This window comes from Bradyrhizobium zhengyangense (genome assembly GCF_022012555.1).
Classification (GTDB): Bacteria; Pseudomonadota; Alphaproteobacteria; order Rhizobiales; family Xanthobacteraceae; genus Bradyrhizobium; species Bradyrhizobium zhengyangense.
The window spans coordinates 101,550-123,053 of record NZ_JAKLTZ010000014.1; the positions used below are offsets into that span (position 1 = coordinate 101,550).

The window sequence follows — 21,504 nt, forward strand, 5'->3', positions numbered from 1 at the left end:
GTGCCAATGTTATACACTATAATTCGGAGGTCACGCCGCAATCTTGACCGGCAACGTTTCCAAACCCTTCACAAAGCTCGAATACACCCGCTTCGGCTCGCCGACCACGTCGATGTGGTCGAAACGCTTCAGGATCTCCTCCCAGATAATCTTCAGCTGGAGTTCGGCAAGCCGCAGTCCGACGCAACGGTGGATGCCGAAGCCGAAGGAGAGATGCGTGCGCGGGCGGGCGCGGTCGATGATGAAATCGTAGGGCTTCTCGATGGCCTCTTCGTCGCGGTTGCCCGAGACGTACCACATCACGACCTTGTCACCTTTCTTGATCTGCTTGCCGCGGAACTCGAAATCGGAGAGCGCGGTGCGGCGCATATGCGCCAGCGGCGTCTGCCAGCGGATCACCTCGGGCACGAAGCTGTCGAGCAGATCAGGGTTTTCGCGCAGCTTGCGATATTGGTCCGGATACTGGCTCAGCGCGTAAATCGAGCCCGACATGGTGTTCCGCGTGGTGTCGTTGCCGCCGACGATCAAAAGGATGAGATTGCCGAGAAAGTTCTTGGCATCCATGTCGCGCGTCGCCGCGCCGTGGACCATCATCGAGAGCAGGTCGCTCTTTGGCGGCTGCTCGGCGCGTTCCTTCCAGAGGCGCGAGAAATAGGCGGCGCATTCGCCAAGCTCGGCCATCCGTTCCTCGTCGGTGGCGACGAGTCCATCGGGGCCGGGAATGGTGGTGGCGATGTCAGACCAGCGCGTCAGCTTGCGGCGGTCCTCCCAGGGGAAGTCGAACAGCACCGCGAGCATCTGGGTGGTCAGCTCGATCGAGACCTGGTCGACCCAGTCGAACACCTCGCCCACCGGCAGATTGTCCAGGCACTCGGCCGAGCGCTTGCGGATGTTGAGCGCGAGATTGTCCAGATGCGTCGGCGTGAACATCGGCGCCACGGTCTTGCGCTGCGCGGCATGACGCGGCGGGTCCATGGAGATGAAGCTCTCGCGGCGCAGATCGGGATCGACGTCGCGGATGGTGATGCCGCCGAGCGAGGATGCCGAAGAGAACACCGAATGATTGGTCTCGATCTCCATGATGTCGTTGTAGCGCGTCACCGACCAATACGGACCGAACATCGAGTCCTTGCAATAGTGCACGGGATCTTCGCGCCGCAGCCGGTCGAAATACGGCCAGAACGTATCGGTCCGGAACAGCTCGGGGTCACCGGGGTCGAACTGCGCCAGCGGAAGCGATGACGCGCGCTCGCGCAATGCGTCGAGATTTGCCGCGCTTTCCATGGTCCCATGCATGACCGTTCTCCCTGACATGACCGCTCGATTTTTGTGAATTCTGCGTCGCGGTATTTGAACTACAATTACAACGCGTTACGTGCTTCGGAGCAAGCGGCAGTTTTGCCGCAACAGAGGTGTCATCACGAACGTGACCTGCCGCACGCCGTTCGTCATGAAATTCTGTCAGAAATCGCTCCAAACCGAGGCAAATCGAACCCGCTCATGTTGGGGATCGACTAACCTCTGATCTATAGTTTGAGAGAAAACGATCCGCATCCCGAGGTTGTTGCCGTGAACGATATGCAATGGACCCCCATGGGCCCCTCTGAACCGGTCCCGCCGCCGTTGCCGCCCACGCGGGTCGATTTCACCGGCAATCGGACCGAGTTCCGCAAGATGGTCACCAAGGGTGCCATGCTGGAGCTCGTCACCTTCGGCTTCTATCGGTTCTGGCTCGTCACTGACATCCGCCGCCATCTGTGGTCGAACACGTCCATCGACGGCGACGCCGCCGAATACACCGGCCGCGGCAAAGAACTCTTGATCGGCTTCCTGTTCGCGCTCGCGATTCTGGTGCCGATCTATCTCGCCTATTTCCTCGTCGGCATCGAATTCGAGCGCTGGCAGGGCTTTGCCTCGACGCCGCTGTTCATCTCCTTTTATGCCTTCGGCCAGTTCGCGATCTTTCGCGCCCGTCGGTATCGTTTGACGCGCACGGTCTGGCGCGGCGTACGCTTCTGGATGGACGGCTCCGGCTGGGCCTATTCCTTCCGCGCGATGCTGTGGGGTCTCCTGGTGTTCCTGACGCTCGGCCTGGCGCTGCCATGGCGCGAGGCCTCGCTCGAGCGCTACAAGATGCAGCACACGCATTTCGGCGATCTGCAGGGCGACTTCGAAGGCAACGGATGGGAGTTCTTCAAGCGCGGCTGGTGGCTGTGGTTGCTCAGCCCGATCGCGGTATTGATCTTCCCGCTTGCGCCGTTCCTCTATGCCGAGTTCAAGGCGCGCGAATGGCGCTGGTGGCTGAACGGCATCCGCGTCGGCGGCGTCGGCCTGTCCTCGGACCTGCCGCATAATGCTTTTTACGGCCTCTACTGGAAGATGGTCGGCTGGTGGCTGCTGCTCTCGACCCTGTTCGGCTTCTATCTTGGCGGTGCCACCATGCTCGCCGTCAAGCTGAGCGGTGTGCCGGCCGAGCAGCTGTTCGGGCCGGGCCATGCGGCCAAGAGCATTCCGATGCTGGTGATGATGGTGATCGGTTACTTCGCGCTGGCCCTCGCCATGAACATCATCATGCGCGTCTATCTCCAGCGCGATCTCTGGGCCATGGTGCTGGAGACCGTCGCGGTGCATGATATCGGAGCTGCAGCCGACGTCCGCGCCAGCGGCGAGCTCGCCAGCGCGCTCGGCGAAGGGTTTGCCGATGGTCTCGATGTCGCAGGATTTTGAACCGTGAGTGATGTGACTGCCGAGCCCGGCGCCGAACCGAAGCCCGGACAGACGGCGATTTTCTTCGACGGCCTGTCGAGCCGCCGACGGCAAGTCACGCTGACTCTGGGAAATGCGCTTGAGATCGCTGAGCTCAGCGACGTCCAGGCGAGCTCGGCCGTTACGCATTGGGCGTATGACGACATCCGCCGCGCCGACAGTCCGGCCGGCATCCTGCGCCTGACCTCGGCGTCTGCGCCGCCGCTGGCGCGGCTCGAGATTCGCGATGCCGCTTTCGGCGCTGGTCTCATCGCACGCTGTCCTCGCATCGACGAGCACCAGACCACCGGCCGCGGTGTCGCAAAGATCGTGGGCTGGTCGGTTGCGGCCGCCGTCTCCATCGTCTGCGTCGTGCTGTTCGGCGTGCCGCTGGCCGCGGATCGCCTCGCGCCGCTGGTGCCGAAGCCGATCGAGCGGCGCATCGGCGATGCGTCCGAGGTGCAGGTGAAAACGATCTTCCGCGGTCAGGCTTGCGATGACACGGCCGGTCAGGCGGCGTTCCGCAAGCTCGTCAACAGCCTGCGCGACGCCGCCGGCCTCGACGACGATTCCATGACGGCAGGCGTGCTGCGAACCTCAGTGCCGAATGCGTTTGCGCTGCCGGGCGGCAAGGTCTATGTGCTCAGTGCCTTGCTCGACAAGGCCGAAAATCCCGACGAGCTTGCCGGCATCCTTGCCCACGAGCTTGGGCATCTGAAGCATCACGACAACATGCGCGGCCTGATCTACAACGGCGGCACCTCGTTCCTGATCGGTCTGTTGTTCGGCGACGTCACCGGTTCCTCGGCCGTGATCTTCGCCTCGCGCAGCGTGGTCGAAGCCTCCTATTCGCGCGAGGCCGAGACGGGCGCCGATACGTTCGCGATCGAGATCATGCACAAGCTCGGCCGCTCGCCGAAGCCCGCGGCCGAGTTGATGTTCCGCATCACCGGCAAGGAGGGCGGCTCGGGCTTGTCGACAATCCTGGCGAGCCATCCGCTCACCGAGGACCGCCTCGCCCGCATGACCAGGGAGGACCGCCCCGCCAGCGGCCCGCCGCTGCTGACGGACAAGGAATGGCAAGCGCTGAAGGGCATCTGCGGCAGCGGGAGGATCTAGTTCGCGACTACCGCGTCCCGTAGGCGCGGTCGCCGGCATCGCCGAGGCCCGGCAGGATAAAGCCGTTCTCGTCGAGGCCTTCATCCACGGCCGCCGTCCAGATATGCACATCCGGGTGCAATCCGCGCAGGCGCTCGAGGCCTTCGGGTGCTGCGATCAGGCAGGCGAGGCGAATGTCCTTGGCGCCGCGCTCCTTCAGCCGGTCGACTGCGGCCACGGCCGTGTTGGCGGTGGCGACGACAGGCGTCACCACGATGGCGAGGCGCTCGCTGAGATCCGACGGCGATTTGAAGAAATACTCGACTGCGGCAAAGCTCTCGGGTTCGCGATAGAGCCCGATATGGGCGACGCGCGCGGTCGGCACCAGGTCCATCATGCCGTCGACGAAGGTGGTGCCGGCGCGCAGCATCGGCACGAACACCAGCTTCTTGCCGGCGATCTTGGCCGAGTGCATCGTCGCCAGCGGCGTCTCGATCATGGTGTCGGTGAGCGGCAAGTCGCGCGTCACCTCGTAGCAGAGCAGCATGCCGATCTCCTTGATCAGCTCGCGGAACGACTTTGTCGAGATCGATTTGTCCCGCACCAGGGTCAGCTTGTGCTGCACCAGCGGATGATCGACGATCGTGACGCCTTCCATGATCGGATGCTCCTGAAATTCATCAAGTCAGTGCGGCAGGGCAACAATGGTGGTTTAAAACACAGTGCCGTCGCTGATCACCTTGAGCGGCGGGGAGCCATCGGGACGGCGCGCAAAGGCGATGGCCCGGCCGGCGGCCCAGGTGCCGCCTTCCAGGATGCTGGCGAGCGGCAGCGACTGCGGCGTGCGGCCGAGCTTGGCGCGAACGAGATCTGCAGCGCGGTCGAGCAGCGCGACGGTGAGCGCGCGCCACTCGACGACGAGCAGCGAATCCACCGCATGTGGACGCTCGGCGTCCGCGGTATCGCGCAGGCGCAGCACCCCGTGATCGACGAACAGGCCGCCATTGCGATATTCGGCAAGGCCGGTGAGGCCATCGATATCGGTGACATCGAAGCCTGCGCGCTGTAGCGGCTCGATCAGCGAATAGCTCAGCCATTGCGACAGCTTGTGCAGCGGCACGAGGCCGGCGGTCGCATCGTCGGCCCTGATCGCCGGATGTCGCCAGCAATCGCCGAGCGGGACGCCGGCGAGTTCGAGCCGCGACGGCCAGATCGGTCCAAGCTGGTTCAGCACCGCGGACAGGATCGCAGGCGCGGGGATGGTGCCATCCACAGCCCGCGCGGCGATGTGGTCGAACAACCCGCCCGGCCGCGGCGTGTCGTGCATGCCAAAAATCTCGGCGCGTGCGGCCACCAGCCGGCCCAGACGTTGCAGCAGGTCGGTGCGTCCCTCCAGGCCGAGCAGCGGATTGGCATCGCTTGCCTGGAAGGCCGACGTCAGTGCCGGGAGCGGCAGCTTTGCCAGGACATCGGCATCGACCCTGAACGGCGCGCGCGCATCGCGCGAAAACAGCCCGCCCGCAAACATGTCGAGGCTTGCGAGTGCCAGCCCCTCGGAGCGACCGATGCCTTGTCCCGTCACCGCATCACGGTATCGCCACATTGCGCCAGCGCCGGCATCGAGCAGCACGCTGACGATGGCAAGGTCGAACTCCGCGCGCGCCCGCGCGGCTCGATCAGACCACACGGCTGCGTCGGCCAATTGCGCCCAGCGGTCGACACCGCCGAACACAAAATGCCGCCAGCGCGCGTGGAAGGGAATGTCGAGCGTCGGGTAGGCCTTTCGCGTCACCGCCAGCACGGCCTCCGCAACGCCATCCATCCGATCGAGATCGACGGTGAAATGCCTGAGCCCGCCCTGCAGGCCAATGTCGAGCATTTGGACGGCACGCGCGCGAACCGCCTTTGCGGACAGCAACGCGCGTGCTTCTTGTTCTGAGGCCTCCGCCATCACGAGATCAGTATTTTTCCAGCGAACGTCCGACCACGCCATCGACGTCCTTCTCCGGCGCGATGTCGGTCGAGTAATAGCCGGCGGCCTTCTTGGCGGCGATCTCGACATAGGCGTCGGCCGGGATCAGCTCCGGCGGGATCGGCACGCGCTCGACGATGTCGATGCCTTGCGAGGTCAGCGCGTCGTATTTCATGTCGCTCATCGACAGGAAGCGGTCGATGCGCTTGAGGCCGAGCCAGTGGATCGTATCCGGCATCAATTGCTGGAAGCGCGCGTCCTGGACACCGGCGACGCATTCGGTGCGTTCGAAATAGGCGGCGGCTGCGTCGCCATCCTCCTGGCGCTTGCGCGCATTGTAGACCAGGAATTTGGTGACTTCGCCGAGCGCGCGGCCTTCCTTGCGGTTGTAGACGACGAGCCCGAGCCCGCCCTCCTGCGCGCCGCGCGCGGATTCCTCGATGCCGTGGATGAGATAAGGCCGGCAGGTGCAGATGTCGGAGCCGAACACGTCGGAGCCGTTGCACTCGTCATGCACGCGGCAGGTGATCTTGGTGCGATGATCCGGCAGCTTGGTCACATCGCCGAACATGTACACCGTGGTGCCGCCGATCGGCGGCAGGAACACTTTCAGGTCCGGGCGCGTCACCAGCTCGGGGAACATGCCGGCGGTCTGCTCGAACAGCGTGCGGCGCAGCTCGGTCTCGTTGGTCTTGAAACGCTCGGCAAGGCCGGGCAGGTACCAGACCGGATCGATCGCGATCTTCACCACCGAGACGCTGCCATTGGCATGCACGACCTCGCCATCGGCGCGCAGGCGCTTGGCGGCCAACGCCTCGCGAATTTCGGGCAGGTCGAGCCGTGCGCGCGTCACTGCGATGCTGGGGCGGATGTCGACACCCTCGGCAATGTCCTTGCCGAAGTTCTCGGCGACCAGATGGCCCCAGGGATCGAGCGCGACGATCTTTGCGGGATCGCGCCATTGCTCGAACGGTCCGATGGTCGCGGCGGGGAACGTGTTGGTGAGATCGGGGCGCCTGATCGGATCGAGCGCGCCGGCGGAGACCGCGAGCGCACGGTACATGGCATAGGAGCCACCGTGGCTGCCGATCACGTTGCGATCCCCGGCGCGCGACACCGTGCCGATGATCGGCCCGCGGGCGCGCGCATCGCCTGCGCCCCAGTGAATCGGGTACGCGGCTTTCTTGCCCGGCTCCGGATGAGAGGTGAGGCGGATATGCTCAGTACGATTCGCGCGGCTCATGGCCAAACTCCCAAAAAGCCAACGGCCCGCCGCTCGGACGGGCCTGGCTTATCAGCGCTGCCGGAGCAGAGCCCGGCGACGCAATCCATCATATTGTAGCGGCCCTTGGCGACAGACAAGTTAATCGTGCGGAGCGGCTGGTCGCGCCGCCGGTCCGTACCGGCGGAGGGCGCCAGAACACGCCCTATATCTATGTAATTGTTCAAATTTTTGAAGGGGCGCGTCCGGCGACTGGATAAAACCTGCATATTCGGACATATCGACCGGATCGGCTCTGCCCCCCGGAGAACACCATGTCCGCCGCCAGCTACATCGATCCCCGCAATGGAAAGCTCTATCCGCTTCTCGAGCCGCGCTGGTGCTCCGACGAGCAAACGCCGCTGCTGGTGACACCGGGGGCAGGGATCTCGCGCGCCGACATCGACAGCGGCACGCGCTCGCTGTGGCGCTACCGGGCGGCGTTGCCGGTGGAGATCAAGGATCCGATTTCGCTCGGCACCGGCTGCACGCCGCTGGTGCAGCAGGGCTGGGGCGATTTGCGGCCTCTCTTCAAGCTCGAATGGTTCAACCCGACCGGCAGCTTCAAGGACCGCGGCTCGGCGGTGATGCTGTCCTTCCTCCGGCAGATCGGCATCAACGCCATTCTGGAGGATTCCTCCGGCAATGGCGGTTCGTCGATGGCGGGGCTTGGCGCCGCCGGCGGCATGCGCGTGAAGATCCTGGCGCCGGCTTCGACCTCGCCGGCCAAGATCGCGCAGGTGCGCGCTTATGGCGCCGAGGTGCAGCTGGTCGAGGGTCCGCGCGAGGAGTCGGAGGCCGAAGCCATCAGGCAATCGCGCCAGACCTTTTACGCCAGCCACAATTGGCAGCCGTTATTTCTCGAAGGCACGAAATCGCTCGCCTATGAGATCTGGGAAGATCTCGGCTTTCGTGCGCCCGACAATGTCATCGTTCCCGTCGGTGCGGGCAGCAGCCTGCTTGGCTGCGCTTTCGGCTTCCGCGAGCTCTTGAAGGCGGGGCAGATCGCAAAGCTGCCGCGCCTGTTCGCGGCCCAGCCGCTCAACTGCTCGCCGATCGATGCCAGCTTCAAGGCCGGCGTCGATACATCAGTTGCGCGCGAGGTGAGCAAGACCATCGCCGAGGGCACGGCGATCAAGCATCCGTTGCGGTTGCGCGAAATCATCGCCGCCTTGCGCGAGAGCGGCGGCGGCACGGTGGCGCTCACCGAGGACGAAATCGTCGCCGCCCTGCGCCGCCTGGCGCGGCAGGGCCTGTTCGCCGAGCCCACCAGCGCCAGCGCCGCCGCGGCACTGGAGAAACTCGCCGCCACCGGCGCCATCAAGGCGAATGAGACAACGGTTGCGGTCCTCACCGGCACCGGGCTGAAGGCCGCGACCACGGTGGCCGATCTGGTGCAGTAGGACGCTGCAACTTGCTCCGTCATTGCGAGCGGGCTCACCTCACTCCTTCAGATCATTCACCTGCTTCACCCAGGCCCGCACGTCCGAGAGCACCTCGGGCAGCGCCGCTCTCACCTCCGGCACGGTCATGCCGGCCTTGATGCGGGGATCGTAGAGCACATTGAGGATGTACTGGTCGTAGACGTCGAAATAGCCCATCGACACATTGTCGTTGAACATGGTCCACGGCACGCTCGCAGTGTCGTTGATGGGACCGAGCGATTGCAGCACCTCCTCATAGGCGCAGTCGAGGAAGGTGAAGTCGCTGACGTCGACGGTGAGGATGACGTCGGAATGCTCGATCTCGAATTGCTCGTTCTTGCGGAAGCCGGACAGGCATTGCGGATCGAGCGAGGTGCGGATCTCGCGCGCCTTCTCCGCGCCGTAGAAGCTCGTAATGGTGCGGTAGAGGTCGCGGTCGCGCACCAGCTTCACCCGCACATTGGCCGCCTCGATGGTATCGGTCATGGCGATGTCGAGATGCTGCACGCGCTTGCCGATGTCGGCCACGACCTTTGCGAGCTGCGCCTTGCGGTCGGCGCGATCGGTCTCGGCGAATACGCGCACTGGCCCGTCGAACTTGCGGATACGATCGACGCGGCCGGCGAGGTGATATTCGGCGCCGAACGCGGTCTTGAAAAAGCCGTCGACGATTTCGGCGTCGGTAAAGCTCTTCTTCTCGCTGCGCTGGCGTGAGGCGATCGCCGGCAATTCGCCGGCGGCCGCCTTGGGGACGATGTCGGGCACACATGCGAGCGCTGCGAGCGTCAGCAGGGCGAAGCGTAGGGCAGGCGCGGGCGGGACCAATGCGCTCATCGTCGCGCAACGCTGCCGTATTCGCGTCGTGCGCACAAGTCCGCAAATTCACGCGGCCGGGCAGGTTCCGGTCGCTTCAGCCACGGTGCCGTAGGGTGGGCAAAGCGAAGCGTGCCCCACGCATTTTCGCGATCGAGGGTGATGGTGGGCACGGCGCAAGTGCGCCTTTGCCCGCCCTACGAGAGCTACGGGAGCCCGCCTGGGCGCTAGTTGTTCAGCACAACCACGGTGGTGCCGACGCCAACGCGGCCGTAGAGGTCGGTGACGTCGTCATTGGTCATGCGGAAGCAGCCCGAGGACACCGCCTGACCGATCGTCTCCGGCTCGTTGGAGCCGTGGATGCGGTAGAGGGTCGATCCCAGATACATCGCGCGCGCGCCGAGCGGGTTCTCGATGCCACCCTTCATGTGGCGCGGCAGGTCCGGCCGGCGGGCGATCATCTGCGACGGGGGCGTCCACTCCGGCCATTCCTTCTTGGCGGTGATCTTGTGCACCCCGCCCCAGCGGAAGCCGTCGCGGCCGACGCCGATGCCATAGCGCAGGGCCTGGCCGTTCTCGAGGACGAGATACAGCCGGCGCTCGGCGGTGTTCACCACGATCGTGCCGGGGGCATAATTGCCGTTATACATGACGGTGGCGCGGGGGATCGGGCTCGCGCCGCCACCGAGATAGCCGGTGGAGCTGGTGCCCGTGAAGTCCACCATCCCCGCGGCGGATGCGCTGCTCGCTCCGATCGTCACGGCCACCATGGTGGCGACAGTTGCGGCAAGAAACCGGATCATTCATTCCCCCAGCAAAAAAATCGATTCAATGACGAACACAGGCCATATTTGCCGGCATTTCGCAAGCCACGGCCGCGTGAGGCCCGGTGGTTGCCGTTAGCAAATCGGAAACCGCCTCAAAACACTATTAGCCAAACCCGCACATCGCGGCGCGGGACAGGGCCGCAATGGCCGCTATTGCTTTGACGGGCCGAGCGAACAATGATGATCCGACGGAACGTCGGAAATGGCCTGCGGGAGTGTTGGGATGAACGGTGCGGAAAGCCTGGTGCGGACGATGGTCAAGGGCGGGGTGGACGTCTGCTTCACCAACCCGGGCACCTCCGAGATGCATTTTGTCGCGGCGCTCGACCGCGTGCCCGGCATGCGTTGCGTGCTCGGCCTGTTCGAAGGCGTGGTGACGGGTGCCGCCGACGGTTATTTCCGCATGAAGGGCACGCCGGCCTCGACCCTGCTGCATCTCGGCCCCGGCCTCGCCAACGGCCTTGCCAATCTGCACAACGCCAAGAAGGCGAATTCCGGCATCGTCAACATCGTCGGCCAGCATGCCGTCTACCACATCGACTACAACGCGCCGCTGACCTCCGACATCGAGGGCCTGGCCCGGCCGATGTCGTCCTGGGTCCGGACCTCGCCGAATTCCAAAGCGGTCGCCGCCGACGGCGCCGCCGCGATTGCCGCCGCCAAAAGCGCCCCGCCGCAGATCGCGACTTTGATCCTGCCGGCCGACACCGCCTGGAACGAGGCCGACGGCATCGCCGACGTGCCGGCGGAGCAGCAGCGCGCCAGCTATTCGCCGCAGGCGGTCGATCGGGCCGCAAAAATCCTGCACGGCGACGGCGAGGGCACATTGCTGCTGATGACCGGCAGCGCGCTCAGCGAGCACGGCCTGGCGCTGGCCGAGCGCATCGCCGGCAAGACCGGCTGCACCGTGATGGGCCCGACCTTCCGCCCCAAGATGGCGCGTGGCCGCGGCCGCTATTCGATCGACCGCATCCATTATGTGATCGAGAACGCGCTGCCGATGCTGGCAAAGTTCCGTCACATCGTGCTGGTCGAGTCCGACGATCCCGTGGCGTTCTTCGCCTATCCGAACAAGCCGAGCATGCTCAAGCCCGAGGGCTGCGAGGTCCACCGCATGACCTCCTGGGGCGAGAATTCGGTGGCGGCGCTGGAGGCGCTCGCTGGCGCCGTGAAGGCCAGCGCCAGGGACGTCAAGCCGCAGGCGCTGCAGGAGCTGGTCAAGCCGACCGGCGCGCTCACCTTCGCCTCGATCGCGCAGGCGATTGCCTGTGCGATCCCCGAGAACGCCATCATGGTCGACGAGTCCCTCACCACCGGCCGCGGCTTCTTCCCGCCGACGGCCGCCGCCGCCCCGCACGACTGGCTGCAGAACATGGGCGGCTCGATCGGCTTCTCGACCCCGCTGTCGATCGGCGCCGCGATCGCTTGCCCGGACCGCAAGGTCATCACCATGGTCGGCGACGGCAGCGCGATGTACACGATCCAGTCGCTGTGGACCCAAGCCCGCGAGAACCTCAACATCATCACCATCGTGTTCGCGAACCGCATCTACCAGATCCTGCGCGGCGAGTTCGACAATGTCGGCGCCGGCGAGCCCGGTCAGCGCGCCAACGACATGCTCCGCCTCGACCGTCCGACGCTCGATTTCGTCGCGCTGGCCAAGGGCATGGGCGTGCCCGGCCGCGCCGTCACCAATGCCGACGAGTTCAACAAGGCGCTGGCGGAGGCCGTCGCCGAGCCCGGGCCGCGGCTGATCGAAGTCCAGATGTAGGGCATACCAACCCAGAGCGCCGAGGGCCCGGAGGCACGATGCAGACCGAGCTGAACAAGGTGATCGCGGCGCTCCGGGAGTTCTATGCCCACGAGAAATTCCTGTTCGAGAAGGACGTCGGCGAACGTGCCATCACGCACCGCTTCGCCGTCTATCTCGAGCAGCATTTTTCAGGCTGGGCCGTCGACTGCAACTACGACCGCCTCGGCGAGCGCACGCTGCATCTGCCGCACGGCAGCATCATCTCGACTGACGATCATCTCGGCAAGTCGATCTATCCTGACGTCGTCGTGCACCAGCGCGAGATCCCGAACAATCTGCTGACCGTCGAGATCCGCAAGGCCAGCAATCACACGCCACTGGACCACGACCAGCACAAGCTGATGGCGCTGACCGATCCGCACATCTGGTTCGCCTATTGGATCGGCGTGCTCCTGGTGTTGGACAAGCACGGCGTGACGACGTCGGAGGTCTATGTCAGCGGCGGTGTTGACCAGCCGCAGACGCTCTGGTTCGCAGGCCGGCTTGCGGAGAGCGGCCTTGAGGCTATGCGCTAAGGATCACACACATCAACGTCAGATTTTGAGGACAAGGCGCAAGTCGCCCTGCATGGCCGGCATCGATTGCTTGTGACCCAAAGCGACGGTCGCGCCGTTGTGCTTCATTTGAATCGAGCTATCTCGGGGGAAGTCACTGAAGGTCGCTCGCGAGGCAGTTACCAGCCTGGCTCAATTGTCCGGGTGCGGCATACTTGTCGGCGTCGCTTCAGGGGCTCGAGCAGTCTTTGATTCGGGATCCTTCATCCCCTTGCTTGCGAGCAGACGCCGCTGCTCAGCGCGCAGCATTTGATAGTCAGCCGTGACCTTGCTGCGCAGGCCACTCGGGAAGTTGATCACCGAGACATGCTCGCTGAAGTCGTTCTTTTCCCATCGGGCAAGGACAACCTCATAAGCTGTCACATGCGCGACTAGCGCGAGAAATTCGGACGGCATCTCTCCTTCAAGCAAGTCTGCGTTCGAAACGATGGCCTCCATCATCCGTCGATTGAGGGGCATGAACGTCTTGGACATCCACAGTCGCCAAGCTTCCAGTTGCAAGTCCGTCGGTGGGCGCGACGCGCTGAAGTATGGTTCGCCTGGCTTGTTTTTTTTACGGAATTCCTGCCAAGCCACTGCGGTCGCCTGGTCAAGGGCGAACAGCGGTCCGTACAAGAGCCGCAGCTGTGCGTTCACGCGGTCAAGGCGATCGCGTCGCCGAGCGATTGCCAGATCGTTTAGATATTTGGCGAAGTAGCCGATGAAAGCCAGGACGACGCCGGATGTGACCGTAACGACGGTCGGATTTGCTAAAACGAAATCAAGGATGGCTTTAAGCATTCACACGGCCTTTCGCGTGAACGGCTCCAATAGAATTATGAGCTCGTCGGCAAAATCTGCCACCGGCCGCACCGCTGCTGAAAACGCAGGGTCGTCGGAGTCGAAGTCTTCGCCGAGAGAATCAACTTGATCCTTTATTCTCGACTCGGCCTCTTTCAGGACTTCTTCGATTTCATAAGCATCATCTTTTGTTAGGGGGCGTACAAGGAGCTTCCCGGACTTGATCTCCTCAATCATCTCGGTCACAGGTGAGAAAGCCTCGACTGCTGCTCTGTCGAGCTCGTCAGCTCTGTGATCGACCATGGAGCCACCTCCGTAGAGGCCGATGGGCAACGAAACCGACGAAATATGGTCAAGTGCTTCTTGCCAACGTTCGCGGTGCTTTCGCTGATGTTTTTGGAGCACAATGAACGGACCCGATGCAGCGGTGCTTGCCATGCATTCACCCGGTTTAAGGTTCCGCTGCGATACCCTTAGTCCATAGGGGCACGCCTGCGCGCTGACTGATCTTGAGTTGACTCGATTCTCGCCAGAACTCGGTCACGCCCCGCTGTCGGAGTAGGGCCGCCCGCATGACGCGGGCGGCCTCGCATCATCAACCCTCACCAGCTCAATGCAGCGGAGCGCCGCCACCGAGCGCGTAGGTCACGAGATCCTTCAGCTTGAAATCGGGACCTGTCACCGGCGCCCAGTTCGGGTCGAGCGACAGCACCGAGGAGGCATCGCCGAACATCATGCCGAGGAAGACTTCGGCGACGATGCGGCCGCCGACCGGGCCGAGCTGTGGCGTCGTGATTCCAGCCGCCGGTGCGCCGGTGGCGGGGGGCGCGACCTTTGTGGCGAACTGGCGCGCTTCCGCGAGGATGTAGGTCCAGAGCGGGCAATTGCCTTTGAATGCGCCGTTCGCGATCGACGCGATCGGAACCTGCGGGTCGCCATCACCGGGAGTGTCGACGGCGCGGCCGACGATGATCTGCTCGTCGGTCAGCGGCGTCTGGTGCATCGCTTTGGCGACGGCCTGGCCCGAGGGCAGGCCAAGCCGCCAGCCGCGTTCGAGATTGCGCAGCGCCAGCGATGCCGGGTTGGAGGCGATTTCCGGCGGCAGTTTGCGCAGCGGATCGACCAGCGAGGTGTCGATGCGGTAGGCGAGCTGGAGCCGCCGCTTGTTATCAGGATTGGTGCTGTCGCCCTCGACGCCATAGGCGCGCGTGTCGACGTCGATGAAACGGCCCCAGTCGATGGCGCGTCCCGGGCCCATCGAACGGAAGCCGGTCAGCGCATTGTTGTCGGGGTTGTTGGGGTCGGGGAAGATCTGCAACAGCATGTTGTCGGCGTCATTGAGCCGATAGCCGGGCCGGATCATGGAATGACCGAGCCGGTAGGCCGCGACCGAAAACTCGACCGGCATGTAGGGATAATTCTTCCAGTGATAATAGGCGAGCTTGCTGTGATCGTAGCGGCCACCGGACTTGAGATCGTTCAGCACGGCGGCATTGACGATGCGCGGCATGAAGTCGTTGAGCACGACATATTGGTAGTGGAAGCGGACACGCTGTTGCACGTCCTGGAAGGAGAGGCTGTCGTTGTCGTCGACCATGCGGTTGTGGAAGCGCAGCATCAGCCCCTGGAACTGCGAGACGATGCTGTTCTCGTCGTTGCGGGGATCGCCGATCAGTGCGCGGCCCTTGAAACGCGGCAGGTCGAGGGCGTTGGAAACGCCGGTGCCGGTCAAGGGATCGCCGAGGAGAAATTTGCCGTTGCTGTCGTACATGTAGGGCTGGTCGTTCGGCCCGCGCCCGTAAAGATTGTCCAGATCAAACGACGGCGTGCGGAAATCGATGAGCCCGTCGGGATCCTGCTGCTTGGCCAGCGAGCTCACCGGATCGAAGGTAATGTCGTGATCGACGAACTGGCCGAAATAAGTGTAGAGCGCGGGAATTGCGCTCTCCTCGGCGTCGGGGCCGTCCTTGGGTGGATCAAAATCGCCGACCATGTTGTCGGCGAGGGCGGAGAGATTGGCTATGTTGTCGGCCTCGTTCGGGCCGAACGTTGCCGGCGTCAGGGTGCGAAACATGCGGCCAAAACGGCCTTGTGACAGTGGCGAACGGGTGGCGTTGAGACCGCGGGGCGGAGTGGCGTGACGACTGCTCATAAAGTACCTCCATGAAAAGTTACGACGGCAAGTAACTAAAGTTAAGGTTGTTCGTCATAAAATATGCAGGCGAGGCTAGATCGCGGAATTTGACGTCGCAATGCGCTGCTTCACACATTGCGCAGCGTCGATGCGGTTCCGGCGGCGAGCATTGCGAGCAAGCTGCGGATGTGCTTTGCAAATTTTTCCGACGCAGATGCCGAATAACATTCTCGTCATCGCCATCGGCGGTTCGAAGCAATGTCAGCTTCGACGACCTATCAGGCAAAGCGATTGACGAAGCGAACTCTGTGTTCGCGTAAAAATTGTATTTGTGTGGATGTGCTGCCGCGTCGACGGTCACGGTTTCCCGGGCTGTTCCGACACATTGTCGTTTGTGTCCTGGTGCCGGAGCGTGCGTCGCCTTCGCCAAGGGTTCATGATGCGGCGAGGCGTCTTGGTCAAACCGTCTTGGCCAAACCGTCTTGGCCAAACCATCCTGGCAATGTGATCCCGGCCACAGTTTGCAGCCGTGGTCCCGCCTATCTTCGGAGCACTTGCACGCGTCGATCCTGCGGGACTACGCTTCCCATATTGGGGATCAGACATTTTGGAGGTTGTGATGCAAAGATCATATCTGCTGGCTGCGACCGCTGCGCTGGCGCTCATCATCCAAACACCATTCGCGCTGGCGCAGAGCGCGCCCGCCGCGGGGACCACACCGCCGGCGGCTGCGGCCACCACGCCACCGGCCGCCAACACGGCACCGACTGCGACCACTGCGCCGGCTGCGACGTCCACGCCGGCTGCCACCGACACGTCAACCCCGCCGGCCGGCGCAAAGAAGAGTGCCGAGAAGAAGCCGGCCAAGAAGAAGATGACGCGGCAGCAGGAGATCGATCATTCGGTCGACAGCGGCACCGTTCCGGCGCGCTATCGCAACTCGGTACCGAAGGAGTACCAGCAATATATTCCGTTCGATAAGCAGTGACGGATTGCACTGCGGCGCGATGTGCACCCGCCTCGCGCCGCGGTGGAACCGGACGGGAGCCATGCAGGCGTGATGGCGTGATCTGATCCGCGGCCCCAGTGGCGGCCTCCTGTACCGGTGTTACAGTAGGCCAGGGCGAGGGGGGATGATCAGATGAGTGACGACGCGAAGGATGCTGGCCTTGTGGCGATGATCAGCAGCATCCTGGGCGGCAACAAGCGCGCAGAGGCGGCGAGCCCGCCTCCGCTTGCCGACTTCCTTCCGGCCGCGCCGGCACCGGGGCCAGCCGCTGGGGTCCCCGAGATTCCCGAAGCGGAGTCGCCGAAGCTCCAGAACGTATCCAATGGCACATCCAACGGCGCCTCCGATGAGGCGGCGGCGCCCGCGAAGCCGGTCGCGCCTGCGACTCAGTCCCTGACGCCTGACGGCAAGCGGCTTTTGCCGGCTGAAGCGATCGCCGATCTCGTGCTCGGCGAGCTCAGGAAGATCGAGGGGTTTCCTGCGTCCGGAGTCTCGGTCACGGTCTATGGTTACAGGCACTGGAACGCGATGATCACCTTCGCCCCGTTCTCGACCAATTTCCAGAACGCGACGCGGTTCCGCCAGGCCTTGCCCGACCTCGTCTTCAAGCTCCGTCGTTTCGTCGAACTTGAGATATAGTCGGGATGATCGCGGCCGGCCGGGCGCGGTTCACTCCGGTGGATCGTGGCGTCAAGGCGCGGTGTCACAGCAAAACTATTCGACAGGATCTTCGAATTGAGCGTCGCCTTTACCAAGGAAGAAAGCGCCGAGACCGCCTCCGAGACGTTGCTGCCGGATCGCCCGATCTCGCCGCATCCGAACCTCGTGACGGAAGCAGGCCTGCAGGCCTTGCAGTCGCAGCTCCATCAGGCGCGCGAAGCCTACGAGGCCGCGCAGGCCATCGACGATGTCAATGAAAAGCGCCGGCAGTCGGCGGTGCCGTTGCGCGATATCAGATATTTCGGCGAACGGTTGCGCACCGCGCAACTCATCGGCCGTCCAGCGTCGAACGACACGGTCGCCTTCGGCAGCACCGTGACCTTCAGCCGCGCCGACGGCCGCGTGCAGACCTACCGCATCGTCGGCGAGGACGAAGCCGATCCGAAGGCGGGCTCGATCTCGTTCGTCGCGCCGGTCGCGAAGTCGCTGATGGGGAAGGCGGTCGGTGACGTCGTGGGAGCGGGCGCGCAGGAGATCGAGATTTTGGCGATCGGGTAGGTTCATCCCCGCTTGAACCGCAACCGTTCGACGCTAAGCTTCGGCCGACGATCGTGCTGGACCGGACGGGTACAAGGAGGAGGGGCAGGACATGCAGGCATCGCCGCTGTTTGGTATTCTCGCCACTGTTGTCTTCGGCAGCTCTGCGCTCGCTCAATCGAATATGCTTGTGACCGAAGAGGCCATGGTCAAGGCGAGCGATCCCGGCATCGAGATCTACGTCCGCAACAAGCGGCCTGCCAACATGACGACCTTCAGGCCCGAGCAAACGATCATCTATGTCCACGGGGCCACCTACCCGTCCGAGACGGCCTTCGATCTCAAGCTCGATGGTCAGTCATGGATGGAGTACATCGCATCGCGCGGCTATGACGTTTGGCTGCTGGACCTGCGCGGTTACGGCAAGTCGACGCGTCCTGCGGAGATGGCGGACAAGCCCGAAGCCAACTCGCCGATCGTGACGGGAGAGACCGCCGTCAAGGACATCGGTTCGGTGGTGGATTACGTCTTGCAGCGTCGCAACATTGCGCGTGTCAATCTGCTGGGCTGGTCGTGGGGCACGACGCTCATGGCGACCTACACGGTTCGAAACGCATCGAAGGTCGAACGCCTGGTGCTGTACGCGCCAGCGTGGATACGGCAGACCGCATCCTTGGTGCAGGCGGGTCCAGGCAAGCTCGGCGCCTACCGCACCGTCACGAGAGCGCAAGCCAAGGAGAGGTGGTACACCGGAGTCGCCGACGACAAGAAGGCAGACCTCATCCCGGCGGGATGGTTCGATGCCTGGGCCGACGCAACCTTTGCCACTGATCCCGTCGGCGCCGCAATGACGCCTCCCGTCCTGCGTGCGCCGAACGGTGTGGTCCAGGACAGCCAGCAATATTTTGGCGACGGCAAAGCCTATTACGATCCGGCGAAGATCACAGTGCCGACGCTGCTGGTCCATGCCGAATGGGACAAGGATACGCCGCCCTACATGGCGCAAACGCTCTTCCCGCTTCTGGTGAACTCGCCCGGCAAGCGCTACGTCCAGCTCGCCGAGGGAACGCATTCCATCCTCATGGAGAAGAACCGCCTCAAATTGTTCGAGGCTGTTCAGGCTTTTTTCGATGAAGGCCGGAAGGATTAGGGCTCGGCTATCCAACGTCGAATTGCGAGGATGCCGGCCTGAGAAGGGCGGGCCCGATCGCCAGGCAGTTCAACACGCGGCCGGCATGGTGCCATCATGCTCCTGTTTTGCCCGACGGAGCAAGTGGATTTCGGAAAATTCGCAGGCCTCGTTAAGCCGACCGAGGCCGGCTACTGTGCATGGGGTTGTTTTGACGTTTTGACGGAGCGGGAGCAAAGACGCCCCAGTCCGTCTACGCTCTTCGCGCTACGCTGGACACGCTTCGCCATCGTTGGGCCTGGCTGCGCCACGCGGAGCCTTTTGGCGAAGCGTGGTGGGCGCACAAGGGATCGAACCTTGGACCTCTCCCGTGTGAAGAGAGAGGTCTTGGTCAGGCCTGTCCACGCTGGACCATGTGCCTTCCGAAATTAGCTTGAATTGCAGCATATTTTGATGCGATGTGGCCGGGCTCGGTCAGGCTCATCCATGGAAGTCCGTGCTGTCAAGGTGCTGTCAAGCCGGCCGAGCTGGAAGGGTGCCGAGGGGCTCATTTTCAGTTCAGGTCAAGCCAACATGTCAAAATCCAAAGCCCAAAAGCTTTCCACGGCCATTTGCCGAAAGACGGGAGTGCCGGCCGGCAAGTCGCAAATCATCCTGTGGGACAGCGTCGTCACCGGGCTGGGGCTCCGCTGCCTGTCCGGAGGCTCAAGGACGTGGATTTTTGCTTATCGGGCGGACGGGGGCCGTAGGGTCAATTCCCAGCGAGTTCGGCTCGGGTCGTGGCCTGAGGTGTCTGTCGATGACGCGCGGCGAGCGGCACGTTTCCATGCCGGCACGGTGGCCGGTGGGCGCGATCCGGCCGCCGACAGGAGAGAGCAGCGCAGGCGAGAAAAATCTACCCTGCGCCTCGCGTTGGACGATTTCGAGCGTAGCCTAACGCAACGCCGGCTTGTGAACGTCAAGACGACCATGTCTTCGCTTCGGCGGGGCCTGACAGCGTTGCTGGGCAGGGACGTCAAGTCGCTGACCCGTAGCGACTATGTCGATGCCGTCCACAGCATTGAGAAGAGCGGGCGATGGGGGGCGGCGCAAGATCTTCGAAAGCACACGCGCACCTTCGCCGAGTGGTGTGTTGGCCGAGGCTTGGCTGATCATAATGTTCTGGCCGGGCTGCGCCGGCCGCGTAAGACGCGTGCCGAGCGGCTCAAGGCAGAAGAGAAGGGGCGCGCTCTATCGGACGCGGAAATCAAGTCGGTCTGGATCGCTGCGGATGAGCTGGGGACCTTCGGGCGGCTCGTCCAACTGTCCCTGTTGACCGGGATGCGCCGAGGCGAGCTGTCAGGACTGCGACGCGGGGACGTCAAATCGGACCGGTTGGTATTGGAGGCTCAGCACACCAAGACAGGCACTGCTCACGAGGTCCCAGTGACCGAACTTATGAGCGCCGTGCTGGCACGTCAGCCGTTGACCAGCTCAAAGCTCGTTTTTCCTTCGAGCCGCACTGGCACCCGCGTCAGCGGGTGGACTAAGTTGGTGAAGCAGCTCGTGAAAAGCAGCGGCGTCGATCTCACAATGCACGACCTGCGCCGGACGTGTCGGACGCTGATGTCCCGTCTCGGAGTGCCGGAGGACATCGCCGAGCTGGCCATCGGTCACCAGCGCGCGGATTTAGTGGGGCGGTACAACAAAGATGTGGCTTGGGAGGGGCGCATCGCAGCTTTCGAGCAGGTCTCCACATATCTCCTCCGGCTCATCGAAGAGCCGAGCGCTACCGTCACGTACCTTCAGGCCTCGTAATAGGCCTACAAACCATCTTGGATACCAGTAGCAACTAAGATATCTTCATCGTTACCTGCTGCACTGCCGAGCGGAGGTTCCGAGCGCAATGCGCTACGTTCGGCTTATTGGAACCGAAAGGCCCTGACGGCGGGTGGGGCGCAAGCGGCAAGTGTGCTGCTTGAAGGGAACGCGTGCTTGTCCGAGCGGAAGGCTCCGGCGCAGTTTCTGCGCAACGTCTCGGGAGGCAGTGGGAGCCAAGTGCCCTGTCGGCCGGGGGCTCACGCCGCCGTTCACTTGAACGGCTTTCCAGCAACCGCAGGCGTGCTCGCGGACGATTTTCCATCTGACATACCTGCGGCTCCCTTCCGAGGGACCCATGGCCAAAATTCACAGTCCCGCGCCGGCAGCTCCGAGCGGCGGGTACGATCTCCTGAGCCTTGAAGAAGCCGCGCGACGCCTTGGCGTCAGCCGCGCGTTCCTGCGCCGCAAGTTGACGGCAGACCACCTGACGGTCGTCAGGTTCGGCCGGCTGCTGCGCATCCCGGCTGCGACGCTTGATGAGATCATCGAGCTTGGACGCCGCCCGTTCGCCCCGCACAGCGCGGGAGGTGAGCGATGAGCAAAGAAAACGTCAAACTGACGCGTGCTCGAGACAGGTCGGTGCCGCCGCCGCCCGAGTTTGATCCTTCGCGCTTGCCTGACGACTGCCTCCTGACGACCAAGGAGTTGGCCGGTTGGCTGCGCCTTTCCTTATCAACGTTGGAGGATTGGCGCCTCAGACATCCAGAGCGCGGGCCAGCATCGGTGCAGGTCGCCGGGATGCCACGATACAGGGTCGGCGATGTCCGCGCTTGGCTTGTCGCCGATCAAGTCAACACCAGCCGACCGATGTCGGCACCTGAAACAGCATAACGAGCCGCACGGTGACGGCCGCGCAGCTCGTCGGAGCGAAGTTGTTGGAAGTACTTA

General features: G+C 63.5%; 21 protein-coding genes. 12 read left to right on the forward strand and 9 right to left on the reverse strand.

The window, feature by feature from the left end; translation table 11 throughout:
• Positions 1–30: 30 nt before the first annotated feature.
• Positions 31–1,296, reverse strand: a complete 1,266-nt coding sequence (locus L6639_RS34275; protein ID WP_237866028.1) for a cytochrome P450 — start codon at positions 1,294–1,296, stop codon at positions 31–33.
• Between the two features lie 282 nt (positions 1,297–1,578).
• Here L6639_RS34275 and L6639_RS34280 point away from each other — a divergent pair, with 282 nt between their 5' ends.
• Positions 1,579–2,727, forward strand: coding sequence for a YjgN family protein (locus L6639_RS34280; protein WP_249798472.1), 1,149 nt, complete (start codon positions 1,579–1,581; stop codon positions 2,725–2,727).
• A 3-nt stretch (positions 2,728–2,730) separates the two neighbouring features.
• Positions 2,731–3,864 (forward strand): M48 family metallopeptidase, encoded by a 1,134-nt coding sequence (locus tag L6639_RS34285; RefSeq protein ID WP_377819056.1) that lies wholly within the window; start codon positions 2,731–2,733, stop codon positions 3,862–3,864.
• 7 nt (positions 3,865–3,871) lie between these two features.
• On the opposite strand, the gene upp is transcribed toward L6639_RS34285, so the two are convergent.
• The 3 genes from upp to L6639_RS34300 are packed head-to-tail and all read right to left on the reverse strand — an operon-like array spanning position 3,872 to position 7,058.
• Entirely contained in the window at positions 3,872–4,501 is a 630-nt protein-coding gene (upp, locus tag L6639_RS34290) for a uracil phosphoribosyltransferase (protein WP_237866030.1), read from the reverse strand.
• Between the two features lie 54 nt (positions 4,502–4,555).
• On the reverse strand, positions 4,556–5,794 hold the full coding sequence (locus tag L6639_RS34295) for a URC4/urg3 family protein (protein WP_237866062.1): 1,239 nt from the start codon (positions 5,792–5,794) through the stop codon (positions 4,556–4,558).
• 7 nt (positions 5,795–5,801) lie between these two features.
• Complete coding sequence (locus tag L6639_RS34300) at positions 5,802–7,058, reverse strand: GTP cyclohydrolase II (RefSeq protein ID WP_237866031.1); 1,257 nt, start codon at positions 7,056–7,058, stop codon at positions 5,802–5,804.
• A gap of 293 nt (positions 7,059–7,351) precedes the next feature.
• Here L6639_RS34300 and L6639_RS34305 point away from each other — a divergent pair, with 293 nt between their 5' ends.
• Positions 7,352–8,479 carry a threonine synthase gene (locus L6639_RS34305; RefSeq protein WP_237866032.1) on the forward strand — a complete coding sequence of 376 codons (1,128 nt, stop codon included), beginning with the start codon at positions 7,352–7,354 and terminating at the stop codon, positions 8,477–8,479.
• Positions 8,480–8,518: 39 nt separating this feature from the next.
• On the opposite strand, the gene L6639_RS34310 is transcribed toward L6639_RS34305, so the two are convergent.
• Positions 8,519–9,334 carry a DUF2927 domain-containing protein gene (locus L6639_RS34310; RefSeq protein ID WP_237866033.1) on the reverse strand — a complete coding sequence of 272 codons (816 nt, stop codon included), beginning with the start codon at positions 9,332–9,334 and terminating at the stop codon, positions 8,519–8,521.
• Positions 9,335–9,540: 206 nt separating this feature from the next.
• Positions 9,541–10,038 (reverse strand): L,D-transpeptidase, encoded by a 498-nt coding sequence (locus tag L6639_RS34315; protein WP_377803112.1) that lies wholly within the window; start codon positions 10,036–10,038, stop codon positions 9,541–9,543.
• Between the two features lie 325 nt (positions 10,039–10,363).
• Between L6639_RS34315 and L6639_RS34320 the strand changes: the two genes are divergently transcribed.
• Together L6639_RS34320 and L6639_RS34325 are read left to right on the forward strand one after the other, a co-directional pair.
• Complete coding sequence (locus L6639_RS34320) at positions 10,364–11,911, forward strand: acetolactate synthase large subunit (protein ID WP_237866035.1); 1,548 nt, start codon at positions 10,364–10,366, stop codon at positions 11,909–11,911.
• Between the two features lie 38 nt (positions 11,912–11,949).
• Complete coding sequence (locus tag L6639_RS34325) at positions 11,950–12,468, forward strand: hypothetical protein (protein ID WP_237866036.1); 519 nt, start codon at positions 11,950–11,952, stop codon at positions 12,466–12,468.
• Between the two features lie 171 nt (positions 12,469–12,639).
• Here L6639_RS34325 and L6639_RS34330 read toward each other — a convergent pair whose 3' ends face one another.
• From L6639_RS34330 to L6639_RS34340, 3 genes are all read right to left on the reverse strand, one after another.
• Entirely contained in the window at positions 12,640–13,287 is a 648-nt protein-coding gene (locus L6639_RS34330) for a hypothetical protein (RefSeq protein ID WP_237866037.1), read from the reverse strand.
• Complete coding sequence (locus L6639_RS34335; RefSeq protein WP_237866038.1) at positions 13,288–13,590, reverse strand: hypothetical protein; 303 nt, start codon at positions 13,588–13,590, stop codon at positions 13,288–13,290.
• Between the two features lie 307 nt (positions 13,591–13,897).
• On the reverse strand, positions 13,898–15,439 hold the full coding sequence (locus tag L6639_RS34340) for a peroxidase family protein (protein ID WP_237866039.1): 1,542 nt from the start codon (positions 15,437–15,439) through the stop codon (positions 13,898–13,900).
• Between the two features lie 601 nt (positions 15,440–16,040).
• Between L6639_RS34340 and L6639_RS34345 the strand changes: the two genes are divergently transcribed.
• The 7 genes from L6639_RS34345 (at position 16,041) to L6639_RS34375 (ending at position 21,447) form a co-directional block, all read left to right on the forward strand.
• Positions 16,041–16,409 (forward strand): hypothetical protein, encoded by a 369-nt coding sequence (locus tag L6639_RS34345; protein WP_237866040.1) that lies wholly within the window; start codon positions 16,041–16,043, stop codon positions 16,407–16,409.
• 153 nt (positions 16,410–16,562) lie between these two features.
• On the forward strand, positions 16,563–17,069 hold the full coding sequence (locus L6639_RS34350; RefSeq protein ID WP_237866041.1) for a hypothetical protein: 507 nt from the start codon (positions 16,563–16,565) through the stop codon (positions 17,067–17,069).
• 96 nt (positions 17,070–17,165) lie between these two features.
• Positions 17,166–17,648, forward strand: coding sequence for a transcription elongation factor GreA (gene greA, locus L6639_RS34355; RefSeq protein WP_237866042.1), 483 nt, complete (start codon positions 17,166–17,168; stop codon positions 17,646–17,648).
• 91 nt (positions 17,649–17,739) lie between these two features.
• Positions 17,740–18,777 carry an alpha/beta hydrolase gene (locus tag L6639_RS34360; protein ID WP_237866043.1) on the forward strand — a complete coding sequence of 346 codons (1,038 nt, stop codon included), beginning with the start codon at positions 17,740–17,742 and terminating at the stop codon, positions 18,775–18,777.
• A 465-nt stretch (positions 18,778–19,242) separates the two neighbouring features.
• Positions 19,243–20,553 carry a tyrosine-type recombinase/integrase gene (locus L6639_RS34365; RefSeq protein ID WP_237866044.1) on the forward strand — a complete coding sequence of 437 codons (1,311 nt, stop codon included), beginning with the start codon at positions 19,243–19,245 and terminating at the stop codon, positions 20,551–20,553.
• 358 nt (positions 20,554–20,911) lie between these two features.
• The gene (locus L6639_RS34370; protein ID WP_237866045.1) at positions 20,912–21,154 is read left to right on the forward strand and encodes an excisionase family DNA-binding protein; all 243 of its coding nucleotides are present in this window, start codon (positions 20,912–20,914) and stop codon (positions 21,152–21,154) included.
• On the forward strand, positions 21,151–21,447 hold the full coding sequence (locus L6639_RS34375) for a helix-turn-helix transcriptional regulator (protein ID WP_237866046.1): 297 nt from the start codon (positions 21,151–21,153) through the stop codon (positions 21,445–21,447). Before L6639_RS34370 ends, L6639_RS34375 begins: the two co-directional genes overlap by 4 nt.
• Positions 21,448–21,504 lie beyond the last annotated feature (57 nt).